The organism is Micromonospora sp. NPDC002389, assembly GCF_040296095.1.
Classification (GTDB): domain Bacteria; phylum Actinomycetota; class Actinomycetes; order Mycobacteriales; family Micromonosporaceae; genus Micromonospora.
This window is the reverse complement of sequence record NZ_JBEOWP010000005.1, coordinates 442,006-466,544: the sequence shown is the minus strand read 5'-3', so window position 1 is coordinate 466,544 and position 24,539 is coordinate 442,006. Positions and strand designations below refer to the sequence as shown.

Annotated in this window: 28 protein-coding genes and 1 riboswitch; of the genes, 13 read left to right on the top strand and 15 right to left on the bottom strand. The window is 71.9% G+C overall.

Features of this window, described 5'->3' with window-relative positions:
• Nucleotides 1-17 precede the first annotated feature (17 nt).
• The 5 genes from ABT008_RS12905 to ABT008_RS12885 form a co-directional block, all read right to left on the bottom strand.
• The gene (locus ABT008_RS12905; protein WP_350696132.1) at nt 18-494 is read right to left on the bottom strand and encodes an SRPBCC family protein; all 477 of its coding nucleotides are present in this window, start codon (nt 492-494) and stop codon (nt 18-20) included.
• Nucleotides 495-516: 22 nt separating this feature from the next.
• Entirely contained in the window at nt 517-846 is a 330-nt protein-coding gene (locus tag ABT008_RS12900) for an ArsR/SmtB family transcription factor (protein WP_350696130.1), read from the bottom strand.
• Nucleotides 839-1,267 carry an SRPBCC domain-containing protein gene (locus ABT008_RS12895; protein ID WP_350696128.1) on the bottom strand — a complete coding sequence of 143 codons (429 nt, stop codon included), beginning with the start codon at nt 1,265-1,267 and terminating at the stop codon, nt 839-841. The genes ABT008_RS12900 and ABT008_RS12895 overlap by 8 nt, the downstream gene beginning before the upstream one ends.
• Nucleotides 1,268-1,331: 64 nt before the next feature.
• The gene (locus tag ABT008_RS12890; RefSeq protein WP_350696126.1) at nt 1,332-1,658 is read right to left on the bottom strand and encodes a hypothetical protein; all 327 of its coding nucleotides are present in this window, start codon (nt 1,656-1,658) and stop codon (nt 1,332-1,334) included.
• Between the two features lie 29 nt (nt 1,659-1,687).
• A complete protein-coding gene (locus tag ABT008_RS12885; protein ID WP_350696124.1) occupies nt 1,688-1,876 on the bottom strand; it encodes a hypothetical protein in 189 nt (62 codons plus the stop codon).
• 351 nt (nt 1,877-2,227) lie between these two features.
• On the opposite strand from ABT008_RS12885, the gene ABT008_RS12880 reads away from it, so the two are divergent.
• Both ABT008_RS12880 and ABT008_RS12875 read left to right on the top strand, forming a co-directional pair.
• A complete protein-coding gene (locus tag ABT008_RS12880) occupies nt 2,228-2,977 on the top strand; it encodes a beta-phosphoglucomutase family hydrolase (protein WP_350696123.1) in 750 nt (249 codons plus the stop codon).
• Nucleotides 2,974-5,349 (top strand): glycoside hydrolase family 65 protein, encoded by a 2,376-nt coding sequence (locus tag ABT008_RS12875; RefSeq protein ID WP_350696121.1) that lies wholly within the window; start codon nt 2,974-2,976, stop codon nt 5,347-5,349. Before ABT008_RS12880 ends, ABT008_RS12875 begins: the two co-directional genes overlap by 4 nt.
• 152 nt (nt 5,350-5,501) lie before the next feature.
• Here the strand turns inward: ABT008_RS12875 and ABT008_RS12870 are convergent, their stop codons facing one another.
• Entirely contained in the window at nt 5,502-5,681 is a 180-nt protein-coding gene (locus ABT008_RS12870; RefSeq protein ID WP_350696119.1) for a hypothetical protein, read from the bottom strand.
• 135 nt (nt 5,682-5,816) lie between these two features.
• Here ABT008_RS12870 and ABT008_RS12865 point away from each other — a divergent pair, with 135 nt between their 5' ends.
• Nucleotides 5,817-6,497, top strand: coding sequence for a dienelactone hydrolase family protein (locus ABT008_RS12865; RefSeq protein WP_350696117.1), 681 nt, complete (start codon nt 5,817-5,819; stop codon nt 6,495-6,497).
• A gap of 2 nt (nt 6,498-6,499) precedes the next feature.
• Here ABT008_RS12865 and ABT008_RS12860 read toward each other — a convergent pair whose 3' ends face one another.
• From ABT008_RS12860 to ABT008_RS12845, 4 genes are all read right to left on the bottom strand, one after another.
• Complete coding sequence (locus tag ABT008_RS12860) at nt 6,500-7,678, bottom strand: AI-2E family transporter (RefSeq protein WP_350696116.1); 1,179 nt, start codon at nt 7,676-7,678, stop codon at nt 6,500-6,502.
• Between the two features lie 124 nt (nt 7,679-7,802).
• Nucleotides 7,803-8,591 carry a hypothetical protein gene (locus ABT008_RS12855; protein ID WP_350696115.1) on the bottom strand — a complete coding sequence of 263 codons (789 nt, stop codon included), beginning with the start codon at nt 8,589-8,591 and terminating at the stop codon, nt 7,803-7,805.
• A gap of 214 nt (nt 8,592-8,805) precedes the next feature.
• Complete coding sequence (locus tag ABT008_RS12850; protein WP_350696113.1) at nt 8,806-9,228, bottom strand: hypothetical protein; 423 nt, start codon at nt 9,226-9,228, stop codon at nt 8,806-8,808.
• Nucleotides 9,229-9,323: 95 nt separating this feature from the next.
• Nucleotides 9,324-9,632 (bottom strand): helix-turn-helix transcriptional regulator, encoded by a 309-nt coding sequence (locus ABT008_RS12845; protein ID WP_350696112.1) that lies wholly within the window; start codon nt 9,630-9,632, stop codon nt 9,324-9,326.
• A gap of 197 nt (nt 9,633-9,829) precedes the next feature.
• On the opposite strand from ABT008_RS12845, the gene ABT008_RS12840 reads away from it, so the two are divergent.
• Entirely contained in the window at nt 9,830-10,528 is a 699-nt protein-coding gene (locus ABT008_RS12840; RefSeq protein ID WP_350696111.1) for a carbonic anhydrase, read from the top strand.
• Between the two features lie 83 nt (nt 10,529-10,611).
• On the opposite strand, the gene ABT008_RS12835 is transcribed toward ABT008_RS12840, so the two are convergent.
• The 3 genes from ABT008_RS12835 to ABT008_RS12825 all read right to left on the bottom strand — a co-directional run bounded on the left by ABT008_RS12835 (nt 10,612) and on the right by ABT008_RS12825 (nt 13,858).
• Nucleotides 10,612-11,628 (bottom strand): coiled-coil domain-containing protein, encoded by a 1,017-nt coding sequence (locus ABT008_RS12835; RefSeq protein WP_350696109.1) that lies wholly within the window; start codon nt 11,626-11,628, stop codon nt 10,612-10,614.
• A 4-nt stretch (nt 11,629-11,632) separates the two neighbouring features.
• Nucleotides 11,633-11,763: riboswitch (cyclic di-AMP (ydaO/yuaA leader) on the bottom strand.
• 166 nt (nt 11,764-11,929) lie between these two features.
• Nucleotides 11,930-13,309 carry a YibE/F family protein gene (locus ABT008_RS12830; protein WP_350696108.1) on the bottom strand — a complete coding sequence of 460 codons (1,380 nt, stop codon included), beginning with the start codon at nt 13,307-13,309 and terminating at the stop codon, nt 11,930-11,932.
• Between the two features lie 252 nt (nt 13,310-13,561).
• Nucleotides 13,562-13,858, bottom strand: a complete 297-nt coding sequence (locus ABT008_RS12825; protein WP_117230386.1) for a metal-sensitive transcriptional regulator — start codon at nt 13,856-13,858, stop codon at nt 13,562-13,564.
• A 117-nt stretch (nt 13,859-13,975) separates the two neighbouring features.
• Here ABT008_RS12825 and ABT008_RS12820 point away from each other — a divergent pair, with 117 nt between their 5' ends.
• The 5 genes from ABT008_RS12820 (at nt 13,976) to ABT008_RS12800 (ending at nt 18,430) form a co-directional block, all read left to right on the top strand.
• Nucleotides 13,976-14,185, top strand: a complete 210-nt coding sequence (locus tag ABT008_RS12820; protein ID WP_350696106.1) for a heavy-metal-associated domain-containing protein — start codon at nt 13,976-13,978, stop codon at nt 14,183-14,185.
• A gap of 25 nt (nt 14,186-14,210) precedes the next feature.
• The gene (locus ABT008_RS12815; protein WP_350696105.1) at nt 14,211-15,218 is read left to right on the top strand and encodes a DUF8832 domain-containing protein; all 1,008 of its coding nucleotides are present in this window, start codon (nt 14,211-14,213) and stop codon (nt 15,216-15,218) included.
• Nucleotides 15,219-15,228: 10 nt separating this feature from the next.
• Nucleotides 15,229-17,514: a heavy metal translocating P-type ATPase gene (locus ABT008_RS12810; RefSeq protein WP_350696103.1), complete on the top strand. Its 2,286-nt coding sequence runs from the start codon at nt 15,229-15,231 to the stop codon at nt 17,512-17,514.
• A gap of 41 nt (nt 17,515-17,555) precedes the next feature.
• Nucleotides 17,556-17,729 (top strand): CsbD family protein, encoded by a 174-nt coding sequence (locus ABT008_RS12805; RefSeq protein WP_350696101.1) that lies wholly within the window; start codon nt 17,556-17,558, stop codon nt 17,727-17,729.
• 119 nt (nt 17,730-17,848) lie between these two features.
• A complete protein-coding gene (locus ABT008_RS12800; protein ID WP_350696100.1) occupies nt 17,849-18,430 on the top strand; it encodes a sigma-70 family RNA polymerase sigma factor in 582 nt (193 codons plus the stop codon).
• Nucleotides 18,431-18,466: 36 nt separating this feature from the next.
• Here ABT008_RS12800 and ABT008_RS12795 read toward each other — a convergent pair whose 3' ends face one another.
• Nucleotides 18,467-19,264 (bottom strand): zf-HC2 domain-containing protein, encoded by a 798-nt coding sequence (locus ABT008_RS12795; protein WP_350696098.1) that lies wholly within the window; start codon nt 19,262-19,264, stop codon nt 18,467-18,469.
• A gap of 219 nt (nt 19,265-19,483) precedes the next feature.
• Entirely contained in the window at nt 19,484-21,283 is a 1,800-nt protein-coding gene (locus tag ABT008_RS12790; protein ID WP_350696096.1) for a glycoside hydrolase family 15 protein, read from the bottom strand.
• A 111-nt stretch (nt 21,284-21,394) separates the two neighbouring features.
• On the opposite strand from ABT008_RS12790, the gene ABT008_RS12785 reads away from it, so the two are divergent.
• The 4 genes from ABT008_RS12785 (at nt 21,395) to ABT008_RS12770 (ending at nt 24,428) form a co-directional block, all read left to right on the top strand.
• Nucleotides 21,395-22,612: a D-arabinono-1,4-lactone oxidase gene (locus tag ABT008_RS12785; RefSeq protein ID WP_350696095.1), complete on the top strand. Its 1,218-nt coding sequence runs from the start codon at nt 21,395-21,397 to the stop codon at nt 22,610-22,612.
• Nucleotides 22,612-22,989, top strand: a complete 378-nt coding sequence (locus ABT008_RS12780; RefSeq protein WP_350696094.1) for a sensory rhodopsin transducer — start codon at nt 22,612-22,614, stop codon at nt 22,987-22,989. The genes ABT008_RS12785 and ABT008_RS12780 overlap by 1 nt, the downstream gene beginning before the upstream one ends.
• Nucleotides 22,990-23,071: 82 nt before the next feature.
• Nucleotides 23,072-23,407, top strand: a complete 336-nt coding sequence (locus ABT008_RS12775) for a YnfA family protein (RefSeq protein ID WP_350696092.1) — start codon at nt 23,072-23,074, stop codon at nt 23,405-23,407.
• 16 nt (nt 23,408-23,423) lie between these two features.
• The gene (locus tag ABT008_RS12770; RefSeq protein ID WP_350696091.1) at nt 23,424-24,428 is read left to right on the top strand and encodes a glycosyltransferase; all 1,005 of its coding nucleotides are present in this window, start codon (nt 23,424-23,426) and stop codon (nt 24,426-24,428) included.
• Nucleotides 24,429-24,539: the final 111 nt, after the last annotated feature.

Genomic DNA, 24,539 nt, shown 5'->3' with positions numbered 1-24,539 from the left:
CGGACTGGCGAGAAGGGTCAGCGGCGCTGCTGCAACGCCTCGGCGTTGCGTACCTCGTTGTCGCGGTCGCCGCTGCCGGTGGCGATCAGGGTCTTGAGGCTGCTGCCCACGTAGCCGCCCCAGGCGTTCGCGCAGACGTCGTAGCACTCGTGGTGCCGGGTCAGACCCACGTGGGTGAAGCGCAGCCGGGTGCCGTCGCCCTCCGGCGTGATGTCGAAGCGGATCCGGGTGTCGGTCCACTCCTGCGGGTCGGCGGTGAAGTTGAAGTAGCCCTCCACGCAGAGCCACTCGACCGTCTCGCCGGGCACGAACTCCACGATCCTGAACCGGCACCGGTGGATGTCCTGGTAGTGGTAGGAGAACTCGGCACCGGCGACGTCGGTCGGCCCGTCGATGTCCGTCGACCACCAGCCGCGTACGTCGTTGACGGCGTCGAACACCTGCATCGGGGTCTGGTCGACCACGAACGTCGTGGTGAAACTCTGCTCGGTCATGGGTCCTGTCCTTCGATCGGTGTCATTCGAGGTGCGTGCGGAGGGCGGCGAGCGGGCCGTCCCAGTCGCGGGCCAGGGCGGCCAGGAACTGCTGGGCGACCTGCATCGGCGCGGATCGCAGGCGGTACCGGACGCGGCGGCGTTCGCCCGGCTCGGCGCTCACCAGGCCCGCCTCGGCGAGCAGGGCGAGGTGCTTGGCGATCCCCTGCCGGGTGATCGGCAGCCGGGTGGCGAGGTCGGTGGCGGTGGCCGGGCCGCCCTCGGCCAGGGCGGCGAGGATGGCGCGTCGGTTCGGGTCGGCCAGGGCGACGAAGACGGCCTCCGCGACGGCCTCGGACGCGGGGTCAGTCATGGAGATAGGCGACCAGCTCGTCCAGCTCGCTCGCCCAGCCCCGGGTGTTGCCGGCGAACGCCACGTCGTGTTCGTCCGGGCCGAGCTGGGCGAACCCGGTCTCGACCACGGTGAGACTGGTGCCGTCGCCGTCGGGGGTCAGCGTGAACTCGACGTACGTGCGGCGCGGGTCGTCGGCGGGCAGGCCGTGCACGGGCCAGGTGTAGCCGAAGATCGTCTTCGGTTCGAGTCGCTCGATCCGCAACTGCGACCGCTCGCCGCTGTCCCAGGCGACCGTGGCGATGCCACCGACGCGCAGGTCCACCTCGGCGCGCTGACCGAACCAGGTGCCGAGCCCTTCGGCGGTGGTGATCGCCGCCCACACGTCGTCCACCGGGCGGGCTATCCGCACGGTGCGTTCGATCCGGTCGGGAAATCCCATCGTCGCGCCCCTTCTGTAGCAACCAGCCGGTTGCTACAGAAGGTATGGCAACTATCTGGTTGCGTCAACCGAGGCGGTCGACCTCCTCGCGCTTCGACGGTCTCGGTGCCGTCGTCACGACGAGCGCCGCCACCGCGATGACGGGGGCTCCCGCCACCAGGCCCATCCAGAGGGGATGGCCGATGGACACGACGATCACGGGCCAGAGGCGCCACGTGGGCGGTGCGCCCGCTGGCGTGGAGTCGGAGCGGGCTCTTCTTCCGCGTCGGGCCAGGCCGACACCTGCGATCAGCAGGCCGGACACGATCAGTATCGATCCTGCCTTTCGCACGGTCCCGGAGTAATCGGTGAGCAGCATCCATCCGGCTATCAGGCCGAACGCGGCCAGCATCAGCCCCGCGCCCCAGAGTTGGCGCCGTCTCATTGCGACCTCTTCAGGGCGACGCGGCCGGTGACGGCCATCAGCACGGAGGCGAGAGTCAGGAGCGTCAGTGTGGTCCAGGGGACCGTGCGGACGACGGTGCCGTCATCCGCGAGCACGGGAAGGGCCACGTTGATCGCTGCCGCCAAGGCGACCGGTAACAGCAACGCGATGCCGCTACTCGTCATCGCCGTTCCTCCCTGGTGGCAGTGACCTCAGGAGTGCCGATCCGAGATCGGCCCGACGAGGCGAGCGGGCACGTCGCATCGGCCGCAAGGAGGGTGAAGAACACGATGGCGAGCGCCTTCATGGGCGCCCGCAAACAATGCTGGACAACGAGACTCCCCGTGATGACTCGTTTCACGATGCTTGCTGCGAGGAACGTATGAGCCTGCCTCACCTTCGGCAACTCAAGGCGCGAATTGCGGGAACGAAGCTGGTCAATCGGAGCATTCGGGCGCCGGTTGCCGGCAGCGGGCGGCGCGCCGGGGTCGGTCGAAGTGCGTTTGCGGGCCGGTGACCGTGGATAGATTGGTACGGTGCTCGGCCTGCCTGATCATGTGACCGCTTGTCTCTTCGACCTGGACGGTGTGCTGACGCAGACCGCCCGGCTGCACAACGTCGCCTGGACCGAGACCTTCGACGAATTCCTGCGGCGGCACGCGGCCACCACCGGTGAGCCCTTCCGCCCGTTCGATCCGGGTCCGGACTACCACCGGTACGTCGACGGGCGGCCCCGGCTGGACGGCGTACGCACGTTCCTCGCCTCGCGGGGCATCACGCTGCCGGAGGGTACGCCGGAGGACCCGCCGGGCGCGCAGACCGTGTACGGCCTCGGGAACCGCAAGAACAAGCTGGTGCTGGCACGGATGCGCAGCGCCGGAGTGGACGTCTATCCGGGCTCGGTGGCGTACCTCAAGGCGGTACGCGACGCGGGGCTGCGCCGAGCGGTGGTCACCGCCAGCGCCAACGGCCGGGACGTGCTGGCCGTCGCCGGGCTGGAGTCACTGCTGGAGGCCCGGGTGGACGGGCTGACCGCACGGGCCGAGGGGCTGCGCGGCAAGCCGGAGCCGGACACCTTCCTCGCCGGGGCGAAGCTGCTCGGCGTAGATCCTGCGAACGCAGTGGTGTTCGAGGACGCGCTGGCCGGTGTCGCCGCCGGGAAGGCCGGTGGGTTCGGGTTCGTGGTGGGGGTGGACCGGGCCGGTCAGGCCGACGAGTTGCGGAAACACGGCGCCGACGTGGTGGTCGCCGACCTCGCCGACCTGCTCGCCGGACGGCACGAATGATCCGGGAGCGCGCGTACCCGGTCGAGCCGTGGCACGTGCGGGAGACCCGGCTCGACATGGACGTGCTCGCCCAGTCCGAGTCGGTCTTCGCCCTCTCCAACGGGCACGTCGGGCTGCGCGGCAACCTGGACGAGGGCGAGCCGCACGGGTTGCCCGGCACGTACCTGAACTCGTTCTACGAGTTGCGCCCGCTGCCGTACGCGGAGGCGGGTTTCGGTTTTCCGGAGTCCGGTCAGACGATCGTCAACGTCACCAACGGCAAGCTGATCCGGCTGCTCGTCGACGACGAGCCGCTCGACGTGCGGTACGGCGAGGTGCTCGCCCACGAGCGGGTGCTCGACCTGCGGGCCGGCACGTTGCACCGCTCCCTGCACTGGCGCTCGCCGGCCGGGCGCGAGGTGCGGGTGAACACCACCCGGCTGGTCTCCTTCCGGCAGCGTTCGGTCGCGGCCATCCGGTACGAGGTGGAAGTGGCCGACGGTCAACCGTTGCGGCTGATCGTCCAGTCCGAGCTGGTGGCCAACGAAACGCTGCCGCCGCAGAGCCGCGACCCCCGGGTTGCCGCGGTGCTGGAGTCGCCGTTGGAGGCCGAGGAGGAGCTGACCACCGCCGACGGTGGGCTGCTGATCCACCGGACCAAGGTGTCCGGCCTGCGGGTCGCCGCCGCGATGGAGCACGAGGTCAGCTCGCCCGCACGGACCACGGTGGAGTCCGAGGGGTACGAGGACTGGGTGCGCACGACCGTCGGCTGTGTGCTGGAGCCGGGCCAGACGCTCCGCGTGGTGAAGTACCTGACCTACGGCTGGTCCAGCCGCCGGTCGCTGCCGGCCCTGCGGGACCAGGTCGGTGCCGCGCTCGCCGCCGCGAAGCTCGACGGCTGGGACGGGCTGGTCCGCGAGCAGCGCGAATACCTGGACGAGTTCTGGGACGCCGCCGACGTGGAGGTCGAGGGCGATCCGGAGGTGCAGCAGGCGGTCCGGTTCGGGCTGTTCCACGTGCTCCAGGCCGGTGCCCGCGCGGAACGTCGGCCGATCAGCGCCAAGGGGCTCACCGGCCCCGGGTACGACGGGCACGCTTTCTGGGACACCGAGATGTTCGTGCTACCGGTGCTCACGTACACCCATCCGGCAGCGGTGCGGGACGCGCTGTACTGGCGGTTCTCCACGCTGGAGCAGGCACACGAGCGGGCCCGGACGCTCAACCTCCAGGGTGCGGCCTTCCCCTGGCGCACCATCGGCGGGTCGGAGTCGTCCGGTTACTGGCCGGCGGGCACCGCCGCGTTCCACGTCGCCGCTGGCATCGCCGACGCGCTGCGGCGCTACGTGCTGGTCAGCGGCGACCGCCAACTGGAGCGGGAGATCGGGCTGACCCTGCTGGTGGAGACCGCGCGGCTGTGGCGGTCGCTCGGGCACCACGACCGCAACGGCCAGTTCCACATCGACGGGGTGACCGGCCCGGACGAGTACACCGCGGTGAAGAACGACAACATCTACACGAACCTGATGGCGCAGCGGAACCTCCAGACCGCCGCCGAGGTGGCGATGCGCTACCGCGACGAGGCGTTCCATCTCGGTGTCACCGACGAGGAGGCCGCCGCCTGGCGCGACGCCGCCTCGGCCATGCACATCCCGTACGACGACGAGATCGACGTGCACCAACAGGTGGAGGGCTTCACCCGGCTCCAGGAGTGGGACTTCGTCGACACACCGTCGGACAAGTACCCGTTGCTGCTGCACTACCCGTACTTCGACCTCTACCGCAAGCAGGTGGTCAAGCAGGCCGACCTGGTGTTGGCGATGCACTGGCGCGGGGACGCGTTCACATCCGAGGAGAAGTTGCGCAACTTCCTCTACTACGAGCGGCGTACCGTCCGGGACTCCTCGCTCTCCGCCTGCACCCAGGCGGTGCTGGCGGCCGACGTCGGCTATCCCGAGTTGGCGCACAGCTATCTGCGCGAGGCCGCGCTGATGGACCTGCACGACCTGAACGAGAACACCCGCGACGGGGTGCACATGGCGTCCCTCGCCGGGGCGTGGATCGCGCTGGTCGCCGGCTTCGGGGGACTCCGGGACCACGACGGGGTGCCGTCGTTCGCGCCGCGCCTGTCGAGCCGGTTGAGCCGGTTGGCCTTCTCGCTCCAGTGGTGCGGGATGCGGCTACGGGTCGACGTGCGTCCGCACGAGACGACGTACGCGCTGCACCACGCCGCCCACGACGCGGTCATGGAGGTCCGCCACTACGGCACGTCGATCCGCGTCACCTGCGACGAGTCGGTCACCGTACCGATCCCGCCGGCCGCCGACGACCTGCCGACGCCTGAGCAGGCCCCGGGCCGGGCACCGCTGCTGCGGCTCCCGGAGCCGCCCACCTGAGTCCCTCGCGCCGATCCGTCGACGCGGTCAGCTCGACAGGGCCCGCCGACCTGCTCGTCAGCGGTCCGCCGACTTGCTCGACCGGCAGACCGCCGACCTGCTCGTCAGCGGCCCGCCGACCTGCTCGTCAGCGGCCCGTCGGTCAACGCCGCTCAGATCGGCTCGCCCTGGGAGGGGCGGCCGGTGGCGTCGTGCGGCGTCCTCGCCCGGGGATCGTCGGCGTCACGTGCCTGGGCCGCCTCGTCCGCCCAGTCCCGTCCGCGCCGGGTGTCCTGTTCGCGCCGCTCGCGGTCGGCGGCCTTCTGCACGGGCTCACGCTGGTGCTGCGCCATGACGGTCCTCGCGATCTGCTCGCCGACGCCACGGGCGTCGGTCCGTCTGCGGTCTCCCGTCGGCTACCCGCCGCCCCCGGCGACAAACGCGCGTGCGGTGCACCGGGCGGGGTATGCGTGAGACCGGGAGGCGAGATGGACGTACGCGGTGGTGAGGTGACGATCCCGGCGGGTGAGGTGGAGCTGTCGGCCGACCTGCTGGCACCGGACGGAATGACCGGTGCGGTGTTGTTCGCGCACGGCAGCGGCAGTTCCCGGCACAGCCCCCGCAACGTCTCGGTGGCCCACCGGCTCACCTCCGACGGGCTCGGCACCGTGCTGGTCGACCTGCTCACCCGGGCCGAGGACGAGGTGGACGCGGTCACCGCCGAGCTTCGTTTCGACATCGGGCTGCTGGCCGACCGGCTGGTCGCGACCCTGGACTGGCTGGCCGTCGAGCGGCCCTTCGGTGCGGTGCCGATCGGCCTCTTCGGTGCCAGTACGGGTGCCGCCGCCGCCCTGATCGCGGCGGCGCGGCGGCCTGACGTGGTGCGCGCTGTGGTGTCCCGGGGCGGGCGGCCCGACCTGGCCGGAGCCGCCCTGGGCGAGGTGCGCGCCGCCACCCTGCTGCTCGTCGGTGGCCTCGACGAGCAGGTCATCACGCTCAACGAGCAGGCCCGGGACCGGATGACCGCGCCGAGCGAGCTGCGGGTGGTCCCCGGTGCCACGCACCTCTTCGCCGAACCCGGGACGCTGGAACAGGTGGCCGACGCGGCGGCCGGCTGGTTCTGCGACCACCTGCATCCCCGGCCGACCCCGGTATCCGCGCCGAACTGAGGTCAGACCTTGCGGACCGTCCTGCGGGCGCGTGCCTGAGCCGTACGCCCCCGGATGATCCTCGTCCACCGTCGCTTCGCTGCGGCGCTTGTGCGCTGCTGCTGCACGCTGTCGATGACCCGCCAGACGACGGCGGCGATCGGGACCGCGACGAAGGCACCCGGGATGCCGGCGATGAGCGTGCCGGCGGTGACCGCGAGCAGGATCACCACCGGGTGCAGCCGGACCTGCCGCTTCATGATCAGCGGTTCGAGCAGGTTGCCCTCGATCTGCTGGACGGCGATCACCGCGGCCAGGGTGAGCAGGGCGGTGGTGGGTCCGTTGGCGGCCAGCGCCACCAGCACCGCGACCGCCCCGGCCACGGTGGCGCCGATGATCGGGACGAAGCCGCCGAAGAACGTGATCAATGCCAGCGGGAAGGCCAACGGCACACCGAGCAGCACCAGCGCCAGACCGATGCCGATGGCGTCGATCGCCGCGATCAGCATGGTGCCCCGACTGTACGAGCCGAGCGTGCGCCAGCCGACCCGACCCGCCTCGGCGGCGATCTCCCGGTTGGGCCCGCCCGCCCGACGCAACGTCCAGTGCCACATCGACCGGCCGTCCTTGAGCAGGAAGAAGAGCAGCACCAGGGCGAGCAGGATGGAGCCGAACACCTCGGCCACCGTCTGCGCGCTGGCGACCGGGTCGACCTCCTGCTCGCTGAACGCCTGGCGGAGCTGCTCGACGAGGCCGTCGAGCTGCTCGTTGGTGACCGGCAGCGTGGAGGTGACGAAGTCGCGGCTGCGTTCCAGGCCCTCCCGCAGCTCGTCGCCCAGCTCGCTGAACTGGCCCGCGGTCATGTTCCAGACCAGCACACCCACGCCGGACAGGACGCCGAGCAGGAGCAGGACGGTGAGCAGGGCGGCCAGTGCGGCGGGCAGTCGCAGCCGGCGCAGCGCGAGCTGAACCGGATCGAGCAGCGCGGCCAGGAAGAAGGTGGCGGCCAACGCGATGGCCAGCGGGGTGACCAGCATCGTGATCCGGGCCAAGAGATAGAGCCCGGCGGCGATCACCACCAGGCAGGCGCTCCAGACCACCGCCGTACGCACCAGCCAGGGCAGGGCCGCCCAGGTCTGTCTCGGCCCGGCGCCCCGCAGTGTCGACTCCCCGGCCCTGCGCCCGTCACCCCGTGCGACCACGTCGGCCTCCTCTTCCCGGCGAGGTCGTACCCGGCCGGTGTCCGTCCGACACCGGTCCCACGCTAGGTTCCCGCCCGACGCGCCGGAGGAGGTTCGCGCTATCTGCCTGTCGCGGCAGAACCGGTCAGTACGCGGGCGCCGCCCGCCCGCCGACCACGGTGGGCATCTCGCGGGTCTGCTCGACGCCACCCAACGCGGTCAACGGCAGCACCGACTCGCGCTCCTCGACCTGCGGCAGCAGTGCCGAGAGCGCTTCGTCGCGCAGGCTGCGTGCCGCTGCGGTGGCCAGCTCGGCGGCCCGCCAGCGCTCCTGCTCCTGCGCGTGGGCCGCCTGCTGGCGCGTGAAGAGGTTGTCGCGTACCGCCCGGCGCAGCGCCAGCTCCTGCTCGACCGGGTGCAGTCGCGGGTCCCAACCCCGGTGGGCGAAGACATCGCTGAGCTGTTCCACCGACAGCTCCCGCCGCCAGTACGCCTCCATGGCCGCCCGGTGCAGCCACCGCTCCCGGTCGGCGTACTCGGCGGGGGTGCGCGAAGTCTGCGGCAGCGGCATCCCGGTGGCTGCGGACAGCCGGCGGACGTTCGCCTCCGCCGTCTCGTACGCCTGCCACGCCCGCTCGGCCTCGTCCTGCGCGGTGAGCCACTCCTCGCGACGTCGCCGGGCCGTGGCGTCGGCCCGGTCGGCGGCCACGGCCACCTCCTCCGCCCAGCGGTCCTGGTCCCGCTGTTCCTCGGTGTGCTCGGTGCGGCTCGGCAGTGCCGCCTCGCGGATCCGGGCGCCCGCGTCGAACCGGAGGAGGTGTCGGGGGCGCAGCAGCAGGGCGGCGATGGCGAGGATCACCACGCCGAGCAGGCTCAGCCAGATCACGGCGGCCAGGGGGACGTCGGGCAGGACGTAGGAGAGAGCGGTTCGCATCATCAACACCTCGCGCGGTCGGATGAGGGTCGTCGACTTCGGGGAAGGTCTGTGGTCGCCGAGGTCGGCGACAGGACGCCGGGCCGGGCCGGGCGGGTCCGCGACGGCGGTGTGCTCCGGGGCGCTCGGCGACGGTCGGTGGCCGTGTCCGGGGTCGGGCCGGGGCGGCGGACGGTCGCGTGGGCCGGTGGGGCGTCCTGAGGCGGGCCGTCGGTCAGGCGGCCGGTGGACCGCGACGGGTCGGCTCACCGTTGCCGACGGTGGGGCGCGGCGCGGCGAGCTGGTGGACCGTGGTGGCGGTCGCGCCGGACTCGGCGGCGGGCTCGGGGCGAGCCGGCGGCGGGGTCGGGACCGTGGGCTGCGTCGGTGATGTCGCCAGCGTGCCGGAGGCCCGCACCTGCTCGGCGACCGGTGCGACGGTGCCCGGCCAGGTCGGCAGGTCGGCGGTGACGGACCAGGCGCGATGATCGGCGACAGCGTGGATCGGCTGGTCGCCCGCCTGGCGCAGTGGCAGGTTGGCGGCGGCCGTGCCGAGACCGACGGCCAGCACGAGGGCGGCCAGCGCCAGTCGGGTCAGCTCCCGCAGCGTGCGCAGCGTCGTCGGCCACAAGGGACGGGCGAGCGCGACGGACGACACGTGTTCAACCTATCGTCCCCGTGCCGAGAACGCATGGGCGCGAGTGGGATCCGGTCGGTGAACCACGCCACGTAGTCGACTGTGGACGGTGGCGGCTAGTCGGTGAACAGGGCGAGCAGGTCGCCGACCTGGCGGTCGGCCTCGGCCGGGTGGCGGAACCGGCCGGCCGGGTTGAGGGTGTACTCGTTGCGGCGCCCCACTCGGGTGCGGTGCAGATAGCCGCCCGCCTCCAGGTCGGCGACGATGGCCTGGGCGGCGCGTTCGGTGACCCCCACCTCGCTGGCGACGTCGCGCAGCCGGGCGGTGGGGTTGCGGGCGATGGCGAGCAGCACGTGTGCGTGGTTTGTCAGGAAAGTCCAGTTGCGGGTACTTTCTCGCTCGTCTGAGGTCGCCATGCCCGCCATCGTATGGCCTGCCCCTGTCGTGCTCCGGGGCTGCGCTCGCTCCCCCTCGTCTCGATTGGCAAGCGTTCTGGAATACATGAAATGCAGATCACGCATAGCTTGACGTGCCTTGCGCTGCGTGTGACGGTTGGTGGCAGCCCGTGGCCAGCGCCGGCCGGGATGACCAGGCATTCCACCGAGAGGCGAGGTGACGCCGGATGAGTCGACCCGGAACGATCGGAGCGCAGCCCGGTCCCGAACGCGAGTACCTGACCGCAGACCTTCCCGGTTCGCGGGAGCGCGCCCTCGCCGAGCTGATCGCCGGCAACCGCCGCTTCGTCACCGACACGCTCCGGCACCCCAACCAGAACGCCAGCCACCGGGCCGCCGTCGCCGCCGAGCAGCACCCCTTCGCGGTGATCGTGGGCTGCTCCGACTCCCGGCTCGCTGCGGAGATCATCTTCGACCGTGGGTTGGGTGATCTCTTCGTGGTCCGGACCGCCGGGCACACCATCGGCCCGGAGGTGCTGGGCAGCGTCGAGTACGCGGTGAGCGTGCTGCGTACGCCGCTGGTGGTGGTGCTCGGGCACGACTCGTGCGGTGCCGTCCAGGCGGCCCGGGCCGCGGCGGCCACCGGCACCGCGCCCTCGGGGCACCTGCGTGCCGTGGTGGACGCGGTGGTGCCCAGCCTGCGCCGGGCCGAGCAGGCGGGGGTCGACGACCTGGACGCGATCGTCGACATCCACATCGCGCAGACCGTCGAGGCGATGCTGGAGTCCTCCGAGGCGCTGGCCGCCGAGGTGGCCGCAGGCGGGTGCGCGGTGGTGGGCATGTCGTACCGGCTGGCCGCCGGTGAGGTGCGGACCGTCGCGGCGGAGCCCGCCGAGATGGCGGGTGTGGTCACGCCCGTGGGCTGACCCGCCGGATTGTCACCGACACGGACGACGAGGGCCGCTCCGCCAGACGGCGGAGCGGCCCTCGCAGGTCACCCGGACGGTGCTCAGTACAGCGACACGTGCACGTGGTCCGTGTGGTTGGACGGGCCGCTGTAGGACCGCCACCTGTTCTCGGTCGGGAACCAGATCTGCCGGTTCCAGATCACGTAGTAGATGCCGAGCCGGTCGGCGTTGCGGACCAGGAAGGCCGCCAGGTTGTTGCCGTAGATCCGGGTGTCGTTGTTGTGCCAGGGGCTGAACCCGCTGTTCTGCAACGACCAGTCACACGCCCGGCCCTTGGGGTGCTCGAACTTGTCACCGGGCCGCCAGCAACCGACGAAGCGGTTGAAGCCGGCGCGCTTGACCTCTTTGTACATGTGCAGCGTGCGCGGCGTGATGCAGCCCGACGTGGTCGGGTCGTTCTGGTTGCACGACTCCGGCTTCCAACTCCCGTCGGACGCGCGGTTCGGCGCGACCCGGGCGACCGGCGAGGTCGCGGCCACCAGGCCGCCGGTCAGGCTCTCGCCACCGACCAGGCGGAGTGACTTCTCCGCCTCGGTCTTCTTGCGCGCCATGTCGTTGGTCAGCTTCTGCTGTTCGCGCACCTCGGCGTCGGACGCGAGCTTGGCCCGGTCGGCGCGCTCCCTGACGGTGTTGACCTCGCCCAGCTTCTTGTCGTTGAACAGGTTCAACTCGTCGAGGGCGGAGGCCCGGTCCATGAACGAGTCCGGCGCGTTGCTCTGCAACAACATCGCTATCGCGCCCACTCGGCCGGTCCGGTACGACTGCGTCGCGATCTCGGCGACCTGCGGCCTGAGCGCTTCCAGGTCGGCCTCTGCGCGGCGCAGTTCGAGATCGAGCTTGAGCTGCCGCTTCTTGGACTTGTCCAGTTGGTTCTTGGCCTTGGAGAAGTCGCGGTTCGCCGACTCGATCAGGTCGTTGAGCATCGGCGGGTCGTCGTCGTGCTCGGCCGGCGCGGGTGGGTTCGGCGCGGCCATGGCCGGCAGGGGGCCGGCGAACACGGCGAACGCGGCGAACACGGCCACCACGGGTGTCATCCAGCGGCGTAGGGGTGCCGTCACTTCTTTCCCTTCCATCGACCGCCGACCGGGTTAGCTGACGGGTTCGGAACGGAAGTGGCCCCTACCGCTGACGCGGATTCACCCCACCTACCTGGGTCCCCGGCTCGCCTCACGGCGATTGGGCGGTGGCACCGCAGGCGCCGGTGCGCGCCTTCGGCGGTGACCGGCAGTGAGGTTACCCGACGGTCGATGTCGGTATCTACGCCCCGAACCCGGCTAGATACGTCATTTCGTAATCGCGATGAGTGACCAACGACACGGGCACGAACCGTGTCGGCAGGGGCGGTCACGCTGCGGGGTGTCACCATGTGGTGTCCGTGCTCCTGTCCGGGTCGGGCCACCGCGATCCGGTGGCGGGGAGTGTGTCACGCGCACGCGCGGTGCTGAGCGCGTGCAGGGCCTCGGTCCGGTCCGTGCCGGGCCGGGGAGTCGGGGGAGTGGGGCCGTCGCCGTCCGGCCCGTCGTCGTGCCCGCCGGGCCCGCCGGGCTCCGGCGTGTCCCGCCGTCCGGCGGTGACCACCAGCGCGGCCAGTGCGGTCGTCAGCGGTACGGCGGCGACCAGCCCCAGCGTGGCCACCACGCTGCGGACGATCTCCTGGGTGAGGAACTCGCTGGTCACGATCTGGCCGAGCGCGCGGGTGTCGGCGGTGAGTAGGAGCAGCAGCGGCAGCGACGCGCCCGCGTACGCCAGCACGATGGTGTTCACCACCGAGGCGATGTGGGCCCGGCCGACCCGGGTCGCCGAGCGGTACAGCTCCCGGCGGGTGAAGCTCGGGTTGGCGTGACGCAGTTCGGTCACGGCGGCGGCCTGGGTCACCGTGACGTCGTCGAGCACGCCGAGCGAGCCGATGATGATGCCGGCGAGGAGCAGGCCGTGCAGGTCGACGTCGCCCCGGAACATGGACAGCGTGGTGGCGTCCTCGCTGCCGAAGCCGGTCAGGTGGGTGGCCCGGGTGGCGGCTAGCCCGAGCAGGCCGGTGAGCACCAGGCTGCCGAGCGTGCCGAGGACGGCCACCGAGGTCTGTGCCGAGATGCCGTGTGTCAGGTACAGCACCACGAACATGATCAGTGCCGCGCCGACGATGGCGACCACCAACGGCGGCTGGCCGGCACTGATACCGGGCAGCACGAAGGTGATCAGGATGGCGAAACTGGCCGCCAGACCGCCGAGCGCGGCCAGGCCGCGAAGCCGCCCGAAGGCCACGATGGCGGCGGCGAACAGCACCGCGAGCCAGATCAGCGGCTTGCCCCGCTGGTGCTCGGCGATGTTGTAGTAGCTGATCGACGGGTCCTCGGGATCGGCCAGGGAGACCAGGATGATCTCGTCGCCGACGCTGACCTGGGGCGCTCCCGGCCCGTCCGGCAGCGGCGTCTGCACGTCCTCGCCGGCGTCCGGGCCGCTGTCGACTCGTACGGTCACCGTGCCGCACTGCTGCCCGGCGGTGGTCGGGGTGCCCTCGGGCACGACCGGGTTCGGTGGGCAGGGCTCGTTCACCACCCGGGTGACCGTGCCGTGGTAACGAGGCGTGTCGTCGGCGGCCTCGGGTCGGGGCGGGTCCGAGGGCCAGAGCACGAGCGCGGCGACCAGGGTGACGAGGAAGAGGGGGACCACCGTCACGATGAGGATCCGCCGCACCCGGGGTGGGGTGGGCGGAGCGGAACGGGTGTGGTCGGCGCCCATTCATTGTCTCCCAACGATTCCAAGGCGAACTACGTACCGGCGAGCGAGAAGGTTCAGCGCCGTCGGTCGGCCGCTGCTGCGGGCATCCGGGATGGCCCGAGCGTGGCAGGATGGCTGCGTACCGTGAGGGCGGGACCGGCTGGCCATCGTGGCGAATGGTAGCCAGGTCGGCATCGGAACGCAGGTCGCGAGCGTGTGTCGGATGCCGGGCGTCGGAGCCGACACCCGTGGCGGGTATGCGGGTGGGGTGGGTCAGCCGCGCTTCATCAGGCGACCGACGGCGGCCATCATCTCGGAGGCCATCTCGTCGGCGCGGCCCTCGGCGGCGCCCTCGTGCATGCAGTGCCGGGCGTGTCCGTCGAGCAGGCCGAGGGCGACCTTGTCCAGCGCGGCCTGGATCGCGGAGATCTGGGTGAGCACGTCGATGCAGTAGCGATCCTCGTCGACCATCTTCTCGACGCCGCGTACCTGCCCCTCGACACGACGTAGCCGGGCGAGCAGTTGGTCCTTGCTGGCGGTGTAGCCGCGGATCGGCGCGGGTGTGCTCATGAACACGAGGATAACGTACCCCTGGGGGGTATGGTACGGTCACGGTTGTGGATACCCCCCGAGGGTATTCGACGGGGTGCCCGGCCCGCGTGGACGGGCCTGGAGAGGAGAGTTGCCATGGTCACCACGACGTACCAGGTGCAGGGCATGACCTGCGGCCACTGCGTCAGCGCGGTCAGCGCCGAGGTCGGCGCGATCCCCGGTGTCGACGAGGTCCAGGTCGATCTGGCCAGCGGCCAGGTCACCGTCTCCAGCGAGCAGCCGCTGGACCCGGCCGCCGTCCGGGCCGCAGTCGACGAGGCCGGTTACGAGTTGGTCGCCGCCTGAGGCGACCGGAGACCGAGGTGTACCGATGAACACGGCGACGAAGTTGAGCGGCTTCGCGCTCGGCCTCGCGGCGGTGTTCGCCGCCGCGTACGGAGTCGGCCAGGTGACCGGCCCGACGGTCCCGGTCACCGCGGCTGGCCACGACGGCGCGGCGGGCCACGGCGACGGCCCGGACCAGGGCGGGCACGACGGGAACGCCGGGCACGACGGGAACGCCGGGCACGACGGGAACGCCGGGCACGACGCGGGCCCGGCCGGGCACCTGCCCGGGGGGCTGCTCGTCTCCGAGCGCGGCTACACCCTCGTGCCGGTCGAGGCCCCGGCGGGCGAGTTCGCCTTCCGGATCACCGGCCCGGACAGCCGGCCGGTGACCGGGTACGACGTGGTGCACGACAAGCCGATGCACCTGATCGTCGCCCGGCGTGACCTCTCCGGCTTCCGTCACGTGCACCCCGAGCTGGCGCCGGACGGCACCTGGCGGGTCGCCACGCCGCTCACCGCGCCCGGAGTGTGGCGGGCGTTCGCCGACTTCACCCCGACCGGTGGCGAGCCGTTGACGCTCGGCGTCGACGTGACCGTCCCCGGCACGCTGACCGAACGTCCGCTGCCCGCCCCGGCACCCACCGCCACGGTCGACGGCTACACGGTCAGCCTGGACGGCGCGCCGCAGCCGGGCCGCTCGTCCACGCTGACGCTGACCGTCGAGCGCGACGGCGTACCCGTCACCGACCTGGAGCCGTATCTCGGGGCGTACGGGCACCTGGTCGCGCTGCGGCAGGGCGACCTGGCGTACCTGCATGTGCACCCGGAGGGGGTGCCGGACGACGGGCGCACCGAACCCGGACCACGGGTGAGCTTCGCCACCGAGTTCCCGTCCGCCGGTGCCTACCGGCTCTATCTCGACTTCCGCCACGGCGGGGTGGTACGCACCGCCGAGTTCACCGTGCACGTCGGGGACCCGGTGCACGTCCCGGTCGGCCCGACCGCCGCGCCGGACGACGGGCACGGTACGCCCGGACACGGGCACGACTGAGGGACCAGCCATGACCGCGAGTCGACCCCTGCCCACGGCAGCGAACCTGATCGAGTTGTCCATCGGCGGCATGACCTGCGCGTCCTGCGCCGCCCGCATCGAGAAGAAGCTGAACCGCCTGGACGGCGTGCAGGCCAGCGTCAACTACGCCACCGAGAAGGCCACCGTCTCCTACGCCGATCCGGTCACCCCGCAGGAGCTGATCGCCACGGTCGAGAAGACCGGCTACACGGCGGCGGTGCCACCACCCCGACAGGACACGCCGGAGACCGCCGAGCCGGTGGACGAGCTGCGGGTGCTGCGTACCCGCCTGTGGGTGTCGGTGGTGCTGACCGTGCCGGTGATCGTGCTGGCCATGGTGCCGGCCTGGCAGTTCACCTACTGGCAGTGGCTGTCGCTGACGCTGGCCGCCCCGGTGGTGGTCTACGGCGGGCTGCCGTTCCACCGGGCCGCCCTGGTCAACCTGCGGCACGGCGCGGCGACCATGGACACCCTGGTCTCGGTGGGCACGCTCGCCGCGTTCGGCTGGTCGATCTGGGCGCTGTTCCTGGGCACCGCCGGCACGCCCGGCATGACCCACCCGTTCAGCTTCGCGATCAGCCGGACCGACGGCACCGGCAACATCTATCTGGAGGCGGCGGCCGGGGTCACCGCATTCATCCTCGCCGGGCGGTACTTCGAGGCCCGCGCCAAGCGGACCGCGGGTGCGGCGCTGCGGGCCTTGCTGGAGTTGGGTGCCAAGGACGTCGCCGTGCTGCGCGGCGGGGTGGAGACCCGGATCCCGGTCGACGAGCTCGCGGTGGGGGACCGGTTCGTGGTGCGGCCCGGCGAGAAGATCGCCACCGACGGCACGGTGCACGAGGGCTCCTCGGCGGTCGACGCCAGCATGGTCACCGGTGAGTCGGTGCCGGTCGAGGTGGGCGTGGGCGACACCGTGGTCGGTGGCTGCGTCAATGCCGGTGGCCGCCTGGTGGTCACCGCCACCCGGGTCGGTGCCGACACCCAACTGGCCCAGATGGCGCGGCTGGTCGAGCAGGCGCAGACCGGCAAGGCCGCCGCACAGCGGCTCGCCGACCGTATCTCGGGGATCTTCGTCCCGATCGTGATCGCCCTGGCCGCCGGCACACTGGGCTGGTGGCTGGGCTCCGGCGCCGGGCCGACGGCGGCCTTCACCGCCGCCGTGGCGGTGCTGATCATCGCCTGCCCGTGCGCCCTCGGCCTGGCCACGCCGACCGCACTGCTGGTCGGCACGGGGCGGGGTGCGCAGTTCGGCGTACTGATCAAGGGGCCGGAGGCGCTGGAGTCCACCCGGCGAGTGGAGACCGTGGTGCTGGACAAGACCGGCACCGTCACCACCGGGCGGATGACGCTGCTCGACGTCCACCCCGGTGAGGGCGAGCAACGGGCCGAGGTGCTGCGGCTGGCCGCCGCGCTGGAGTCCGGCTCCGAGCACCCGGTCGCCCGGGCGGTCGTGGCCGGTGCCGCCGAGCTGGGCGAGCTGCCGCCGGTCACCGGTTTCGCCAACGTCGAGGGGCTGGGCGTGACCGGCACGGTGGACGGCCGTGAGGTGCTGCTCGGGCGGACCCGGCTGCTGCGCGAGCGGGGAATGGACGTACCCGAGGACCTGGTGCGGGCGGCGACCGAGGCGGAGGCGGCCGGGCGTACCGCCGTGCTGGTCGGTTGGGCGGGGCGGGCGCGGGGCATGCTCGCGGTGGCCGACCAGGTCAAGCCGACCAGCCGGGAGGCGGTCCGTCGGCTGCGCGCGCTCGGCCTGACCCCGGTACTGCTCACCGGCGACAACACCACCGTCGCCCGGGCGGTCGCCGCCGAGGTCGGCATCGACGAGGTGATCGCCGAGGTGCTGCCGACCGAAAAGGTCGCGGTGGTCGCGCGGTTGCAGGCCGAGGGTCGGGCGGTGGCGATGGTCGGCGACGGGGTCAACGACGCCGCCGCGCTCGCCCAGGCCGACCTGGGGCTCGCCATGGGCACCGGTACGGACGTGGCGATCCAGGCTTCCGACCTGACCCTGGTCCGCGACGACCTGCTGGCCGCGGTGGACGCCATCCGGCTCGCCCGCAGCACCCTCGGCACGATCAAGGGGAACCTGTTCTGGGCGTTCGCCTACAACGTGGCGGCCCTGCCGCTGGCCGCCGCCGGGTTGCTGAACCCGATGATCGCGGGTGCGGCGATGGCCTTCTCCTCGGTCTTCGTGGTGGCCAACAGTCTGCGGCTGCGGCGGTTCCGTCCGATTTCTTCAAACCGGGATGGTTCCGGTGCGGTTCGGCTGGGTACCTGATCCGTGTAGCAAGAGCTGAGCCGATACCCCGGGAGGCTGACATGGGCTTCGAGGACAAGTTCAACAACACCACCGAGAACACCACCGGCAAGGTGAAGGAAGGCGTCGGCCGGGCCACGGACAACAAGGAGTTGGAGGCCGAGGGTCGCGGCGACCAGATGCGCGCCAACATCAAGCAGGCGGGCGAGAAGATCAAGGACGCCTTCCGGAGCTGACCGGAGTACGTCACACGACACCGCCGGGCCGGATCGTCGGCCCGGCGGTGTCGTGTGCGTCGATGATTTTTCGGATGTCGCCGGGAACCAACCCGGGTGCCGGAGCGACCAATACGGCGATGACTGCCGTGACCGACGACATCAGCGGGTACGCGTTCGCCGCGGGGCGGGGCGACCAGGCTGCCGCCGCCGCGTTCGTGCGCGCGACGCAGCACGACGTACGGCGGTTCCTGGCCCACCTGCCCGGGGTGCGCGAGGTCGACGACCTGGTCCAGGAGACGTACCTGCGGGCCTGGCGCGCGTTGCCCTCGTTCGCCGGCCGCTCCAGTGCCCGGACCTGGCTGCTCTCCATCGCCCGACGGGTCGCCGTCGACCAGGTGCGGGCGGCCGTGTCGCGGCCCCGCACCGCCAACCTCGTCGACTGGCAGTCCGCCGCCGAGGCGACCTCGGCCGGCGTCGAGGCCGCCGTGGACGAGCAGGTGGTGCTGCGCGGGCTGCTGGACGGGCTCGTGCACGAGCGGCGCGAGGCGTTCGTCGCCACCCAACTGCTGGGGCTCTCCTACGCCGAGGCGGCCCAGGTGTGTGACGTACCGGTCGGCACGATCCGGTCCCGGGTGGCCCGCGCCCGGGAGGACCTCGTCGCGGCGATGGACACCGCGACCCCGCATCGACGGCGGGGCCGGGACGGCACCGCCGGCTGACGCGGTGCCGTCCCGGCCCCCGTGGGGGCCGCGCCGTCAGGCAGCGCGGCGGTGGTCGCGGCCGTGCCGGGCCTGGGCCGAGTGCGGCGGCAGCAGTCGCAGCGGGGCGGGCTCGTCGACCTCGTCGAGACGCAGCCGCCAGCGGGAGCGCTCGGGTCGCTGTCGGTCACTGGGGTCACCGGGTCGGCGCAGGCTGCGGGCCAGCAACACGGTGATCAGGTAACCGACCACCAGGAATCCGTGGCTGACCAGCCGTTCCACGGCGACCTGCGAGGCGACCAGGTCGTTGACCGAGAGCAGGACCAGGGTGGCCACGAAGGCGCTGAGCATCGGCAGCAGCCCAGACGGTGCGGTCCGGCGCAACGCGACGAAGAGGAACCCGGCACCGACCGCCACGTTCCAGGCGGCGGACTCGTGCCACAGGTGCTGGCCGGTGGCGTGCACGTGCTCGGCCACCTCGGCCCGGCCGATCTGCGCGAGCCCGAGCACCAGTTGCACCGCGCCCAGCAGGCCCAGTGACACGCGCAGCCCGGTGATCGTCCGGGCACGTCCGGCCAGCGACGTGAACAGGTCACCACGCGGCGTGACGGCGGCGAGCCGGACGCGCCAACCCGGGCGCGGCGGCGGTGCGGCGGCCAGGATCGTCGCGGTCAGGTCCGGCAGCGCGGACACCACCTGGGTACGCGCCCGCCGGGTCACCGTCGCCGCCGTGTTCAACCACCGGCGGCAGCCGGCGCACCTGCTCACATGCAGGTCCGCCCCGCGCTGCTCATCCGCCGTCGCCTCGCCGTCCAACTGCGCCGAGAGAATCTCCCGCCACTGCTCACACCCCATGTATCCGTAGTCGCTCCCCGACCCCGCATGGTTCCCGCCGGAACGGAAAGCGCCGAGGTCAGGACTCCGACACGGCTGCGGCTGCGGCTCCGGCGGTGCTGCGGCTCGGCTCTGGCGGTGCTGCGGCTCCGGCTCCGGCTCCGGCGGGTTAGGAGGGGTCCCCTGCTATGCACGAGGCGTTAGCAGGGGACCCCTCCTTACATCCGGGTCGCCTGCGGGTCAGGAGCCGCCCCGGGCGGCCCAGGCGTGCAAAGCGTCCCGGTCACCGGCCTCGTCGAGGTTGATCGCCGCCTCGATCAGGGCCAGGTGGGTGAACGCCTGGGGGTAGTTGCCCAGCGCCGTCCCGTCGGGGTCGAGCTGTTCGGCGTACAGGCCGAGCGGGCCCGCGTAGCTGAGGAGCTGGTCGAACGCCTTGCGGGCCTCGTCCCGTCGGCCGGCCAGCACCAGCGCCGAGACCAGCTCGAACGAGCAGAGCAGGAACGCGCCCTCCTCGCCGGGCAGCCCGTCGTCGGCCCGATAGCGGCGCAGCAGGGCGGGTCCGACCTCCAGCTCCTGCCGGATGCGGTCGATGGTGGACTGCATCCGGGGGTCGTCGCCGGGCAGGAAACCGACCAGCGGGATGCGCAGCAGGGAGGCGTCCAGTTCGGTGGAGCCGTACGCCATCACGAAGCTGCCGACCTCCGGGTCGTAGCCGCGTTCGAGCACCTCGGCGTGGACCGCGTCGCGAGCCGTACGCCAGTGTTCGACGTCCGCTGCCTTGTCGTCGAGCAGCTCGGCCAGCCGGATGCCCCGGTCCAGGCAGACCCAGGTCATCACCTTGGCGTTGACGTAGTGCTGGCGCGGGGCACGGATCTCCCAGATGCCGTGGTCCGGCTCGTGCCAGCGGTCGGCCATCACCTCGACGTGCTTGCGCAGCAGGGCCCACTGGTCCTGGGTCAGCTCGCCGGTCAGCTCGTGGTACACCAGCGCGGCGTCCAGGATGTGCCCGTACGTGTCGAATTGCACCTGCTCGACGGCCTCGTTGCCGACCCGGACCGGTCGGGAGCCGGCGTACCCCTCCAGGTGTTCCAGCTCGCGCTCCTCGTCGACGTGCCCGTGGATGCCGATCAGCGGGGTGAGCAGGTCACCGGTGCAGACCGAGAGCAGGAAGTGCAGGTAGCGCCGACCCTCCTCGGCGTGCCCGAGACGGAACAACGCGAGCAGCAACAGCGCGGAGTCCCGGTGCCAGGCGTACCGGTAGTCCCAGTTGCGTACCCCGCCGATGTGCTCGGGCAGGCTGGTGGTCGGCGCGGCGATCAACGCGCCGGTCTCGTCGAACGCGAGCCCGCGCAGCACCAGCGCGCTGTGCCGGACCTGGTCCGCGCCGAAGCCCGCGTAGTCGCTGCGGGTGGACCACTCCTGCCAGGTCCGGCAGGTACGCGCCAACATCTCGTCGGCATCGACGTCCCAGGTGGCGTCCTCGTCGTAGCCGACCAGCACGGCCGTCTGCTGACCTGCGGAGAGTTCCGCCTCGATCCGCAGCACCCCGCCGCCGCTCTCGGTGGGCAGGTCGGTGTGCACCCAGAGCGGGGTGTCGGCGGCCCGCCAGCGCCCGTCGACCTGTTCCCAGGTGGTGTCCCGGGCGCCGTGGTCGGGTCGGGGCCGGATCCGCAGGGCCAGCCGGACCGAGCCCTCCTCCACCGTCACCCGGCGCACCAGCACCTTGTCCGCGCGCAGCGGTTGGGCGGCGTCCCCCGGCGCCACCGCGAGGAAGTCCTTGACGACCGCCACCCCGTCGGGCGTCGACCACCGGCTCTCCAGCACCAGCGTGTCGGGCAGGTACCGCCGGGTCGGGGTGTCGCAGCCGGCCACGGTGAGGTCGAGCGCGCCGCCGACCTCTCGATCCAACAGGCGGGCGAAGACGGCGTCACCGGCGAAGTGCGGCACGCAGAACCACTCGACCGCGCCGTCGGCGGCGACCAGCGCGGCGGTGTGGGTGTCGGAGAGAAAGGCGTACGAGTCGATCGGGGGATAGGTCATCGCAGCTCCGGAAGGACGTGGTTACCGGCAACATGGCCGGGGAGGTCCCGGTTACGACTACCCAGCCTGGCCCGGGGTAAGCGTCCGTGTCGCCGGGAGAGGGGGTAGCGGATGTCACGCCCGTTCGTGAACTGGTCCGGCAGCCTCTCCTTCACCCCCGGTGGCAACGCCGAGCCGACCGACGAGGACGAGGTGCGCGAGCTGGTGTTGCGGGCCCGGGAATCCGGCACCCACCTGCGGCCGGTCGGCTCGGGGCACTCGTCGAGCCCGCTGGTCCGCACCAACGGGACGCTGGTCAGCCTGGACCGGCTCACCGGGGTCGTCCACCAGGACGGTGACCAGTTCACGGTCTGGGGCGGCACCCGGTTGAAGGCGCTCGGTGAGAGCCTCTATGACGCCGGTCTGGCGATGGAGAACCTCGGTGACGTCGACTACCAGTCGATCGCGGGTGCCACCGCCACCGGTACGCACGGCACCGGCGTCCGCTTCGGCAACCTCTCCACCCAGGTCGCCGGGGTGCGGCTGGTGACCGGCACCGGCGAGTCGCTGGATATCTCGCCGAACAGCAACGCCGACCTGCTGCCCGCCGCGCGGCTCTCACTCGGTGCCCTGGGCGTGGTCACCAAGATCACCATTGACGCGCAGCCCCGCTACGAGCTGCGCCGACGGGCCTGGTGCGCGCCGGTCGACTGGACCCTGGACCACCTGGCCGAGTTGCAGCACACCAACCGCAACATGGACTTCTACTGGTACCCGCGCAGTGACCTGACCCAGGTCCGCACCATGAACCGTGCCGACGACCTACCCGAGGGACAGATGTGGACGGCCCGCCAGGCGCTGGAGTCGACCCCGTGGACCGAACCCCGCGAGCTGGAGACCGGCCCGACCCACCGGACCATTCCGCAGGACCGGGACCTGCGCTTCGAGGAGATCGAGTACATGCTTCCCGCCGAGGCGTTCTCGGCCTGCTTCGCCGAGGTCCGCAAGCGGATCCTGAGCCGGCACCGGCGCATCGTGGGCTGGCGGGTGCTGGTGCGGACCATCGCCGCCGACGACATCTGGCTCAGCAACGCGTACGGCCGTCCCACCACCACCATCGCCTGCCTGCAGAACACCTCGCTGCCGTACGAGGAGTACTTCCGCGACATGGAGGCGATCTTCCGGCAGTACGGTGGCCGACCGCACTGGGGCAAGAGACACTGGCTGACCGCGCGGGAACTGCGCCCCCTCTTTCCGCACTGGGACGACTTCCAGGAGGCGCGGCGTCGCCTCGACCCGGACGGGGTGTTCCTCGCACCCGATCTGGCCCGACTGCTGGAGGAGGCGTGATGGGACAGCTCGGCGGGCGCGTCTGGGTGGTGCCGGGCGGGCACATCCCGCTCGACAGCAACGGGCCGGAACCGGAGTTCACCAGCTTCGACAAGATCTGCGTACTCAACACCTCCGACGCCGAGGCCCGCCTGACGCTGACCTTCTACTACGAGGACGCCGAGCCGGTCGGGCCGTACCACTTCACCGTCGGCGCCCGACGGGTCCGGCACGTACGCGTCAACGACCTGATCGATCCGGAGGCCGTCCGCCTGGACCGCCCGTACGGCTGCGTGGTGCACTCCGCGGTGCCGGTGGTGGTGCAGTTCCTGCGGCAGGACTCCCGGCTGCCCGGCACCGTCACGCTCACCGGCACCATGGCCCATCCGGCCGGTTAGGCCGGGGCGTAAGGAAGGGTCCCGTACTAACGCCTGGTGTATAGCAGGGGTCCCCTGCTTACATCCGGGTAGGGTGCGGGCCGTGACCGTGCTGCGTTCCGTGCTGCTGTTCGTGCTCGCCGCCGTCGCCGAGATCGGCGGGGCCTGGCTGGTGTGGCAGGGCTGGCGGGAGCACCGTGGACTGTGGTTCGTCGCCGCCGGGGTGCTCGCCCTCGGGGCGTACGGCTTCGTGGCCACCTTCCAGCCGGACCCGAACTTCGGGCGCATCCTGGCCGCGTACGGCGGGGTGTTCGTCGCCGGTTCGCTGGCCTGGGGAATGATCTTCGACGGGTTCCGGCCGGACCGCTGGGACGTCACCGGCGCGGCGATCTGCCTGCTCGGCGTGGCCGTGATCATGTATGCCCCACGCGGCGCCTGACGGGTAGGAGACCTCGATGCGCCTGATCTTCGCCAGCCTGGCCTCGGTCGGTCACGCCTATCCGATGATCCCGCTGGCCGTCGCCGCCCGACAGGCCGGGCACGAGGTGCACTTCGCCGCAGGGGAGGCGGTGCACACGCCGCTGGCCGCGAACGGGCTGCGGCCGTTCCGCCCCGCCGACACGTTCTACGAGATGTACGCCGAGGACCTGGCACCGGATCTGGAGCGGTTGGCCCCGGACCTGGTGGTGCACGGTTGGGGCGTACCCGGAGCGGCCGTCGCCGCTGCGCAGGCCGGCGTCCCCGGACTCTGGCACGGCTTCGGCCGGATGTTCCCGCCGCACATCGGACTGGAGTCGCCGACCGCGATCGCTGCCGCACCCGGACGGCCGCACCTGGACATCTGCCCACCGTCGTTGCAGGACGCGACGTTCGCCGCGACGGCCGAGCGGATCGCGCTGCGGCCCGTCCCGTTCTCGGCACCGGGGCCGACGCCGACCTGGGACGACGACAGGTCGGGGCCGCTGGTCTATCTGACCTTCGGAACCGCCTTCGGCTCCGCTGACCTGGTGACCACCACCGTCGCCGGGCTGGCCCGGCTGGGGACCCGGGTGGTGGTGGCCGCCGGGCGGGTACCGGTGGAGGAGATCGGCGCCGTACCGGCCGACGTCGTCGTGCGGGAGTGGGTGCCGCAGGCGGAGGTGCTGCCCCGGGCGGACCTGGTGGTGCACCACGGCGGCAGCGGCACCACGCTCGGTGCGCTCGCCGCCGGTGTGCCGCAACTGGTCCTCCCGCAGGGCGCTGACCAGTTCGCCAACGCCGACGCCGTGGTGGCCGCCGGTGCGGGGCTGCGGTTGCGGCCGGACGAGGTCACCGCCGAGGCGGTCGCCGAGCACGCCGCGCGCCTGCTGCCGCGTCGGTCGGACCACCGCGACGCGGCGTCCGCGCTGGCCCGGGAGATCGCCGCGATGCCGGGCCCGGACGAGGTGGCCCGTCGGCTCCCGGAGTACGCCGGGTCCTGACGCGATCGCGCGTCGCGTCGCCGATCCCGAACGCCGCATCGGTCGACATCGTGGGTCGGCACGCCGACAGGGGCTGGACCGGCGACACCTCCACAGTGACTATAGGTAGCG

Bases quoted from the DNA above. Each gene is read 5' to 3' on its own strand.
- ABT008_RS12825 (WP_117230386.1), bottom strand. From the start codon at position 13,858: ATGAGCACACCCGCGCCGATCCGCGGCTACACCGCCAGCAAGGACCAA.
- ABT008_RS12870 (WP_350696119.1), bottom strand. From the start codon at position 5,681: ATGGCGCAGCACCAGCGTGAGCCCGTGCAGAAGGCCGCCGACCGCGAG.
- ABT008_RS12875 (WP_350696121.1), top strand. From the start codon at position 2,974: ATGATCCGGGAGCGCGCGTACCCGGTCGAGCCGTGGCACGTGCGGGAG.
- ABT008_RS12790 (WP_350696096.1), bottom strand. From the start codon at position 21,283: ATGACCTATCCCCCGATCGACTCGTACGCCTTTCTCTCCGACACCCAC.
- ABT008_RS12785 (WP_350696095.1), top strand. From the start codon at position 21,395: ATGTCACGCCCGTTCGTGAACTGGTCCGGCAGCCTCTCCTTCACCCCC.
- ABT008_RS12830 (WP_350696108.1), bottom strand. From the start codon at position 13,309: ATGGGCGCCGACCACACCCGTTCCGCTCCGCCCACCCCACCCCGGGTG.
- ABT008_RS12900 (WP_350696130.1), bottom strand. From the start codon at position 846: ATGACTGACCCCGCGTCCGAGGCCGTCGCGGAGGCCGTCTTCGTCGCC.
- ABT008_RS12885 (WP_350696124.1), bottom strand. From the start codon at position 1,876: ATGACGAGTAGCGGCATCGCGTTGCTGTTACCGGTCGCCTTGGCGGCA.
- ABT008_RS12895 (WP_350696128.1), bottom strand. From the start codon at position 1,267: ATGGGATTTCCCGACCGGATCGAACGCACCGTGCGGATAGCCCGCCCG.
- ABT008_RS12800 (WP_350696100.1), top strand. From the start codon at position 17,849: ATGACTGCCGTGACCGACGACATCAGCGGGTACGCGTTCGCCGCGGGG.
- ABT008_RS12770 (WP_350696091.1), top strand. From the start codon at position 23,424: ATGCGCCTGATCTTCGCCAGCCTGGCCTCGGTCGGTCACGCCTATCCG.
- ABT008_RS12795 (WP_350696098.1), bottom strand. From the start codon at position 19,264: ATGGGGTGTGAGCAGTGGCGGGAGATTCTCTCGGCGCAGTTGGACGGC.
- ABT008_RS12815 (WP_350696105.1), top strand. From the start codon at position 14,211: ATGAACACGGCGACGAAGTTGAGCGGCTTCGCGCTCGGCCTCGCGGCG.
- ABT008_RS12865 (WP_350696117.1), top strand. From the start codon at position 5,817: ATGGACGTACGCGGTGGTGAGGTGACGATCCCGGCGGGTGAGGTGGAG.
- ABT008_RS12810 (WP_350696103.1), top strand. From the start codon at position 15,229: ATGACCGCGAGTCGACCCCTGCCCACGGCAGCGAACCTGATCGAGTTG.
- ABT008_RS12780 (WP_350696094.1), top strand. From the start codon at position 22,612: ATGGGACAGCTCGGCGGGCGCGTCTGGGTGGTGCCGGGCGGGCACATC.
- ABT008_RS12845 (WP_350696112.1), bottom strand. From the start codon at position 9,632: ATGGCGGGCATGGCGACCTCAGACGAGCGAGAAAGTACCCGCAACTGG.
- ABT008_RS12820 (WP_350696106.1), top strand. From the start codon at position 13,976: ATGGTCACCACGACGTACCAGGTGCAGGGCATGACCTGCGGCCACTGC.
- ABT008_RS12890 (WP_350696126.1), bottom strand. From the start codon at position 1,658: ATGCTGGCCGCGTTCGGCCTGATAGCCGGATGGATGCTGCTCACCGAT.
- ABT008_RS12855 (WP_350696115.1), bottom strand. From the start codon at position 8,591: ATGCGAACCGCTCTCTCCTACGTCCTGCCCGACGTCCCCCTGGCCGCC.
- ABT008_RS12805 (WP_350696101.1), top strand. From the start codon at position 17,556: ATGGGCTTCGAGGACAAGTTCAACAACACCACCGAGAACACCACCGGC.
- ABT008_RS12840 (WP_350696111.1), top strand. From the start codon at position 9,830: ATGAGTCGACCCGGAACGATCGGAGCGCAGCCCGGTCCCGAACGCGAG.
- ABT008_RS12905 (WP_350696132.1), bottom strand. From the start codon at position 494: ATGACCGAGCAGAGTTTCACCACGACGTTCGTGGTCGACCAGACCCCG.